Annotated in this window: 4 protein-coding genes; 3 read left to right on the top strand and 1 reads right to left on the bottom strand. The window is 33.4% G+C overall.

What is annotated here, in order from left to right:
- Positions 1 to 518: 518 nt before the first annotated feature.
- Positions 519 to 1,175: an IS1 family transposase gene (locus DG435_RS24685; RefSeq protein ID WP_106792778.1), complete on the top strand. Its 657-nt coding sequence runs from the start codon at positions 519 to 521 to the stop codon at positions 1,173 to 1,175.
- A 28-nt stretch (positions 1,176 to 1,203) separates the two neighbouring features.
- Here DG435_RS24685 and DG435_RS24680 read toward each other — a convergent pair whose 3' ends face one another.
- Positions 1,204 to 3,291, bottom strand: coding sequence for a tetratricopeptide repeat protein (locus DG435_RS24680; protein ID WP_106792777.1), 2,088 nt, complete (start codon positions 3,289 to 3,291; stop codon positions 1,204 to 1,206).
- 571 nt (positions 3,292 to 3,862) lie between these two features.
- On the opposite strand from DG435_RS24680, the gene DG435_RS24675 reads away from it, so the two are divergent.
- The gene (locus tag DG435_RS24675; RefSeq protein WP_159025588.1) at positions 3,863 to 4,669 is read left to right on the top strand and encodes a glycosyltransferase; all 807 of its coding nucleotides are present in this window, start codon (positions 3,863 to 3,865) and stop codon (positions 4,667 to 4,669) included.
- A 92-nt stretch (positions 4,670 to 4,761) separates the two neighbouring features.
- On the top strand, positions 4,762 to 8,787 hold the full coding sequence (locus tag DG435_RS24670) for a DUF4114 domain-containing protein (protein WP_106792775.1): 4,026 nt from the start codon (positions 4,762 to 4,764) through the stop codon (positions 8,785 to 8,787).
- Positions 8,788 to 8,855: the final 68 nt, after the last annotated feature.

Raw genomic sequence — 8,855 nt, 5'->3', positions numbered from 1 at the left:
CTCTTTATTGAGGCTTGTTTATGTTGTTTACACTACTTAAAATTGCTTAGAACCTATTAAATAAGGGTTTTGTATCTCTACGTAGGTCAAATTGGTGCTTGGTTATATTTGCAAACTAAACAAATGAAATATTAGCTATATTTACGACGCCACTGGAGCAAAATTAAAAAAGATTGCAACAGAGGGAAGTTCTTTAATAGGATGGAGCGTAAAGAAAATACCCAGTGGGTATTTTTAGCGAACAGGCCAGCTGGCGCGAGGAAAGTATGCCGGTAATTATGTGTATAAGAATGGTAATCTGGAGTTTTTTAATACCTCAGAAGGGTAATGTCCCAAACTGGTGTTTTTGAAAAAAAGTGTGTTTTTAAGACTGATTATCAATAACTTACAAAACAAACAAGTCTCTTTATTGAGGCTTGTTTATGTTGTTTACACTACTTAAAATTGCTTAGAACCTATTAAATAAGGGTTTTGTATCTCTACGTAGGTCAAATTGGTGCTTGGTTATATTTGCAATTATGAATTGTAAAAATTGTAACCAATCAAATTGTATAAAGCGAGGTAAAAGAAATGGAAAACAGCGCTATTCCTGTAGAGATTGTCATACTTCATTTCAAAACTCATACTCTTATCAAGCATATCAAACCACAACAAATACTTTGATTAAAAGTTTGCTCAAAGAAAGCTGTGGTGTTTTGAGTATTGCTAGAATTATAGGCATTTCAAAAAATACAGTATTATCCAGGATGCTAAAAATTAGCCTACAAATTAAAGCTCCATGTTTTAATAGGTTAGGTTGCAAATTTGAAGTCGATGAGCTGTGGAGCTTTATCGGTAGTAAAAACAATGTAACCTGGATTACCTATGCTATAGAAAGAGATACCAAAAATGTTGTTGATTTTTTTGTAGGTAGAAAAACAAAAGATACTATCAGGCCATTGGTTGATAAATTAATGTTATTGCAACCCAAGAGTATTTATACCGACCGATTAAATATTTATCCGGGATTGATCCCTAAAGAAATTCATAAGGTGTTTCGGTATTGTACCAACAGGATAGAGCGTAAGAATCTGACCTTACGTACTCATATTAAAAGATTATCAAGAAGAACAATTTGTTTTTCGAGAAACAAAAGATATCTCATAGCACATTTACGAATCTATTTTTGGGGATAGTTTTCTTAAATTATAAAAAAAACTCTCGTTAATGTGATGCGTTGGTCTGTAACTCCATAATCTTTTTATCAAAAATTGGTTTTTTTAAGAAATACCATTTTAGTCTAAAACCAAATTCTACATACTCAAAACCTGCTGCTGTAGCCGAAGCAATATTACTATACTTGCCATAGAGGTCTGCTTTAAATCGTTCTGAAAACCGGTATCCAAATTTTCCTTCTGCTCTAAAAGTAGATGAACCTGGGTCATCTTCTACAAATTGTCGCCCCAAAGCTGCACTTGCATTATAGAACCATTTTTTCTGGGGATCACTTACTACTTCTGCGAATAACTCTCCTAAATTAAATCGTGCAGGACTAAAATAGATTGTAGGTACCTGATTCTTAAAAGAAAGATATTGATAGTTAAGACCTACTTTTATAATAGGTCTTTGTAATACCGTATAATACAAAGATGTAAAAAGCAGATTTCTGCTATTATCATCGGTTTGAGAAGTATAGATATACTGAGTGTACCATCCTAAATTAAAATTAGTGCCCAGGTTATAATTCAAAAAGTAATTATTCATTACAATCTCACGATTTAATAAATCGGCATTAAAGTTTTGTAACTCCCTTTTATATCCAACATCTAAGTTTTGAAGTTTAAAAGGTTTTATTTTTACTATCGCCTCGGCAACTAATTCTGTATATTCGGTTGTAAATCCATCGGCATTAGTGATCCCTATTTTGGATTGTAGAGAAACTCTTCCATTAAATTTATATACTCCGCCTAGCCAAAAATCATGAGACGTAGCTTCATTTTTGGTTACCGTATTTTTAGTAGTTCTATAATCATATTGAATCTCTGATTTGAATTTGGCAGATAATGGAATCTCGGTCTTTACCGTAATATTTACTGCTTCATTATCTCCATTGTCAAAAGTGAATGCTGTTTTTTCTTCTATAAAAGGCGTGTGTGATTTCTTTAACGTCTTTATTAGCTTCTCTGCATCCTGTTGCTTTGGGTAATATTCTAATGTTTTAAAAGCATATGCATAGGACTTCATATCCTCTCCCACTGCTCTATATGCATTTGCTATTCCTAAATTACCATCAAAAGATCCTTTATCTTTTTCTAAAATCGCATCGTATTTTTGAAGACTGGTTTTAAAATTACTGGTATACATACCATGAGTCGCTTGTAGAGCCAGCACTCGCGAGTTATCTGGATATAATTGTTGTAATTGATCTATATCTTCTTTTGCTGCAGCAAACTTTCTATTCCATAATAATGCTTGTATATATCGCTCTCGTGTAGATAGATAGAGTTCTTTATCCTCTTTAATTTTTTTTACTTTATGCATTGCCATACCTGCTATAGCTAGTGCTTTTTTCTCTTTATGTCTTTTATGAGCTACCAGAGCCAGGCCATTTAACGATACAATACTATCTTTAGGATTAACTGCCAAAGCGGTATATGTCTTTTCTGCGTTATCCAGATTATCTGTCATTAGATATAGATTTGCTTTGTTTAACTGAGTATCCTTATCATTAGGGAAATCAATCAGATTTTGATCTAATAATGCAATTGCTTCATCATATTTTTTGTCTTGTGCTATGGTATTGGCATACCCCAAACGAATATATTTTCGAGATAGTAAGGCATTAGGGTTTCCATTTTGTAGTTGTAATGCATTGTTGACCAGCTTCAATGCATTTTCATATTTTTTGAGATTAGAAAGTGTATTTGCGTATCCCAGTACCGCAGGAAAGCTTGTGCTATCTTCCTTAATCAATTTTTCATAAAATGTTTCGGCCTTGGTAAATTGGCTATTCCAGAGTAGCGACTCGGCATAATTTAGTTTAATTTCAAAATCATCTGGATATTCTTTTTTTAGTCCTGTAAAAATTGATACTGCTTGTTGTGAATCTCCTAATAACCCCACCGCTCTTCCATAACATAAACGTGCTGTTTTGTTATCGGGATATTGTTTTAGAATCGTATCAAAAAAAGATTTTGCCTTATCATATTTACCGGTTTCTAAATACGTAAACCCTTCTTGCATATCTTGTGCAAATAAAAATGAAAATGAAAACAAAAATATAAGGCTAATAAAAAATGACTTTAAGTGCATTATTTTGTGTAATAGTTGATTAACATCGTTAAAGTAAGAATAACTAAAAAAACAGCAGTCAAAAACTTAATAAGTTTTATAAAAATAATATCTCTACCCTGGATTCATTTAAGAAAAAATGTATCGGCATTAACATAATTTTATATTATTAAGGATAAAAACAGGGGAAAAACCCCCTTTTTTTAACACTAAAATTACCCAAAAACTCTTTTTTTCTTTAACATTTGTAGTATTTACCCTTCTTTTTTTAATCAAAAAATGTTAAAATTTCAGCAAAAAATGACGATTTATCGACAAAATACACTGTTTTTGGAATATGCGTAAATATTTTGAGGTTTTACCATAATAAAATTTCAAAAACACATATTACTTTTACAACGAGTTGATAACTAGTACTTATGATCAATTCGAGATTAAAGTAAATTCGTCAAAATGTAAAATAGTCTTCAAAAATCCCCAGAAGAATGTTTAACATGTTTTAAAAGATTAAGGTCTAAAAAAATAATAAAGACCATTAGTAAAAAACCAATACTTCTACTACCCCAGAAGTATGTCCCAAAATCTAAAAAAAATGACGAAAATTACCGGAATTATTATCCCATGCTATAATGAATATAATAGATTACCTCAAAAAAAGTTTTGTGATTTTTTAAGCAAAAATTCAAATTACCACTTATGTTTTGTGAATGATGGCAGTTCTGACGATACTTTAAAAATGTTGTGCGAACTGAAAGAATTTGATCCACAAAGGATAGCAGTACTTGATCTAGAACATAATCAAGGTAAAGCTACCGCAGTACAAACAGGAGCAAACTACCTGGCAGATATAGACATTATAGAAAATATTGCTTTTCTTGATGCCGACCTTTCTACATCATTAGAAGAAATGGACAACTTGGTAAAGAAACTAAATAGTGATCCAAAACTAACCATGGTTTTTGGTTCCAGAAAAGCAGCAGAATCAAACAATATTGACAGAAATATAATTAGAAAACTCTTATCAAACTTTGTTGGATTCTTTATCCGATTTATTCTTCAGCTTCCTATTAAAGATACACAGTGTGGAGCAAAAGTATTTAAGAAAAGTATTATCGAGAATGTATATAGCCAACGATTTATCAGCAGATGGTTATTTGATATTGAAATTTTTCTTCGATTAAAAAAACACGTAGGGTTAAAAGATCTATTAAACTGTATTAGTGAAGAACCACTAGATAGCTGGATTGAAGTAGAAGGTTCTAAAATAACACTAAAAGATTCTTTCCTTATCCCAATCAACCTATTAATGATTTGGTTTAGCTATTTCAAAATCAGAACAAATAGCAAAAGTGCTTCAGATATTTTCAACCTAAAAACAGATTACTATATGGTAAGATAACTACTTTCTTCTTTAACAAATTGAATTCAAAATATATTTTAACTATCAAAAAACGTCTGTATTAGTTACAATACAAACGACCAGTATATACTATGAAAAAGATCATTATCCTTTTGATAATTCTCCTAGCGAATACCACGTATGCCCAACAATCTTTTGATTGTAATGAGGGAAAATTTTATCAGGTAATTTCTGGAGCATTACGATCATACGACCCGATAACAGGAACATACTCAGACCCTCTTCATACGCATACAGCATACAATGCGGGAGGATACAATCCTGTAGATAACTTCTTATATGCGATTAGAAATAGTGATAAGCATTTACTACGTATCGGAACAGACATCGTAGTAGATCTAGGTGCTGTTGCCCAAAATGGAGGTGTTTCATTTGGTGGCGGTTATGCTGCCGATGTAGACAGCGAAGGGAACTTATGGGTTTTTCAAAATGCACTTGATAAACAATCATTTCATAAAATTACCAATCTTCAAAGTTATGATGGTTCGTCATCTCCAACATTTGAGATCGTAGTATCTGATCAGGCTTCGCCAAGCACTTGTGCAGATATCGTATTTATAGATGGTAATCTATATGGCGGTAGTAAAGGAAACGTTTATAAATGGGATCTTACTACTGCTACACCCGCTTTTAGCTATAAGACCGTTACAGATTTACCTAGTCATACATTTGGTGCTTGTTATACCGATACCAGTAACCGATTATACGTATCTAGTAATAAAGGTGGATTGTATTTAGTAAATGATTATGAGTTAGCTTCTCCTTATGCCACATTATTAAATAATACCGAAGTAACAAATTCTAATGATGGTTTTAAATGTGCAGTTGGAGTATCTCCTATAGATGCTGATAAAGATGAAGTTTTGGATCCTTTTGATAAGGATACCGATGGTGATGGAATCCCTGATGTGGTAGAAGGTGGTGGAATTGATCCATATGGTGATGATGATTCTGATGGAATTTTTAATTACCTGGATCCAGATTTTGGGAATACCTGTAATAGTGGAGTGTCTTTGGCTTTTGATACTGATCGTGATGGAGTTCCTAATGTATTGGACCTTGATAGTGATAACGACGGGATATTTGATATCGTTGAAGCCGGATTAGGAAGCTATGATACCAATGGAGATGGTTTTTTTAATTCTGAAGACACCAATTTTGTAGATTCTGATCTTGACGGAATCGCTGATATCGTAGACGTTGATCAAACCGGAGTTGCATTCTACCCTACAGATACCGATGGTGATTTAATTTATGATCCATATGATGTTGATGCAGATCAGGACGGTATTATTGATCTTATTGAAGGACAGAACAGTGCAAGTTTTATAGCTCTTTCTGGTTCAGATCAGGATAGAGATGGTATGGATGATTCCTTTGATCCAGATCAAGGGGGTACGCCTCAAGGATATATAAATACTGATGGTACTGATAACCCTGACTTTATGGACACCGATTCTAATAATGACGGAACTTTGGATACTGTAGATGGGTACGATACTAACAATGATGGTACTGCTGATACAGTTGCCGCAGGAAATGATTTTGATCAGGATGGCTTAGATGATAATTTTGATTTAAAAGAAACCGTATTTGATTCTGATAATGGAAATCAAACTCCAAGTAGCTTTCCTGTATTAAGTGTTGGCCAGCGATACCAATATCCAGGAACATATAATAGTAACGGAACTCCTGATTATTTAGGAACAAACGAAACACTCGCTTCTGATTACCTCACACGAATTGATAACGCATTACCAGAAGGAAATTCTGTACCAAACCTTAATCCGAATTATATTTACTCGGGATACGACACCAATGTTATCATAGAAAGTACAACGAATGTTTCTGTAACATTTATTGGTGAAAACACAAATTATAAAAATACATTAGGTTTTTATACCTATGATATAAATAGCCCTTCTACTGCGACTCCTAGCCCAGAAGATATAACTATTGTATTCCCTAATGCATCTAAAACAGGTAGCGATGGTGAATTAAATGCTGGTAATACTGTAAACATAGGTAGTTTTGCAGCAGATACTGGTATTGGCTGGGTATTACTTGTAGACGGTTGGAATGGTAGCACTGTAGACTCTGGATTATGGCAAATCTATTCTAATCCTGATTACAACCCAGAATGTGATGAAGCCCTACGACCACATAACATCTTGCTTGCTGATACAGCAAATGAGAGTATCGTACTTGGATTTGAAGATATTAGGAGAGACTACCCGGGAGCAGATCACGACTTTAATGATGTTCTTTTTCACATCAAAGCCGATCAATACTCATCGCTAAAAACTACAAATATCCCAGAATTAACAGAAGAAGGTGTTGTAACTTCTGGAAACGACGGAGGATTAGAAAGTAATGGTGATCTGGCAAGTTTAATTGCCAAAAGAAACTTTTTAAGATCAAAAACGAACAACGTATACAATCAAAAGAAATTACAAAAACGTTTCGCTCCGGGTCAAAAATCATACAAGTCTGGTAATAACCAAGATTTAAGTATTTATTTCCCAACAACTGGTGCCACAGGAACAGAAACATCTTTTGTTTCTAGCCCAGACGATCTAATCGGTATAACCAATGCTACAGCGGTATTTTCGATAGATTACTACAATCAAAATAAGAGAGTTGGAGCAGCCCTTGCTATGGCAACCAAAGGATCTATTTATGATCATTCTAAAACGATTTGTGATAGACTTAATGGCTCTGTACTGGAAGATATAAGAACATTAACAATTCGAAATCATACTTTGGTAAATACTAAAATCAGAAGAGTTACTGGGGAAATCGAACAAGCCTTACATTTCTCTGTGAGAATAGATGAGTTTCAAAATGAATTATATAGCTTATGGAATATCGATCAATATCCAGAAGGTGACTACCTTAACTTCCAGATTTGGGGTGGTTCTATCCCACAGGTAGCAACTATCGCAAATACTATTATCGATAAATTGATCGAACAAAAATCATTAGGTAAAACTTTTATTCCTAATAACATCCCATCTGTATTCGTACAAAAAGGATTTTATAGAGACGGTAAACTTATTCTGGATATTGTAAATAAATCAGAAGTAAGTCAGTTCAATTTCAGAGGAAACAAAAGAGTTACCGAGTTATCTAAAGAAGAACTAATTACCAAAACCATATCCTTATCTGGTAAATACCAGGAAACTATCACTGTAGAAACCGGATACTTATTTGATATTGGGTTTGCTATTACTGGTGATAATCCCAATACAGCAGATGTATTATACCTGGCAGATGGCCCATGGGGTATCGATTTTCTGGAGCAGGGAGCTACTGTATTTAATTTTGAAATTGTAAAAAATAAAAACAGTGAAACTCAAAAAGGGCATTATCAAGTAGAACGAGATGCCAAAGTAAGCGGTAACCTTAAGGAAACTATGAACCTGTTTAGAAATATCCTTGGTGGTGATCTAACATTAAATGTTTCTGAGTATGATGCCGTTGAGTTTGAATTATACACCGATAGAGATGTAGAAGTAATTTTGGTAACCAAAGATCTTGTAAACTGGAATGACAGGCTTAGATATACTATAAAAGCAAGTGATACAAAACAAACGTATACCATTCCCTTTTCAGATTTTTCGAGTAAAGCAAAACAAAGTGTTTCTATCGATGAATTAAGAAGTGTTGTATTTTCGATTCAGGGAGATTATCAAAGCTTTGCTCTTTTCAATCTCGAAGTTGCCAAACTCGCTTTTACCAAGGAAAAAGAAAATACAGACACTATCGATGAGGAAGATAGCGATGCTACAATTATTAATAATGATGATATCGAAGACATTACTCTGGCTACAGATAATACTACTGTTATACATAATTCTCCTAATCCGTTCAGAACACAAACAACTATCAAAATGCCTACGGTAAACCAAAAAATTACAATTTCTGTAATTGATATGTTGGGTAGAGTTGTGCAAAAAGAAGAGTTAGGAAGTGCAACAGCCTCATCAGACACTTTTACGTTTACTGCTAAGAATTTACAGCAAGGAGTGTATAAGTACATTATTAGAGGGGATGATTTTAAGAAAAGATACGAGGGAAGTTTTTTAATACAATAACAATAGTCAATAAAGCTACTATACTACCTAAAAATAGGTGGTATAGTGGTTTTATCAAAAAGAGAATA

The sequence above is a fragment of the Aquimarina sp. Aq78 genome, from assembly GCF_900299525.1.
Classification (GTDB): domain Bacteria; phylum Bacteroidota; class Bacteroidia; order Flavobacteriales; family Flavobacteriaceae; genus Aquimarina.
Note: the sequence above shows the minus strand (reverse complement) of the source record. Positions and strands in the feature narration are given on the sequence as shown.

Bases quoted from the DNA above. Each gene is read 5' to 3' on its own strand.
- DG435_RS24680 (WP_106792777.1), bottom strand. From the start codon at position 3,291: ATGCACTTAAAGTCATTTTTTATTAGCCTTATATTTTTGTTTTCATTT.
- DG435_RS24675 (WP_159025588.1), top strand. From the start codon at position 3,863: ATGACGAAAATTACCGGAATTATTATCCCATGCTATAATGAATATAAT.
- DG435_RS24670 (WP_106792775.1), top strand. From the start codon at position 4,762: ATGAAAAAGATCATTATCCTTTTGATAATTCTCCTAGCGAATACCACG.
- DG435_RS24685 (WP_106792778.1), top strand. From the start codon at position 519: ATGAATTGTAAAAATTGTAACCAATCAAATTGTATAAAGCGAGGTAAA.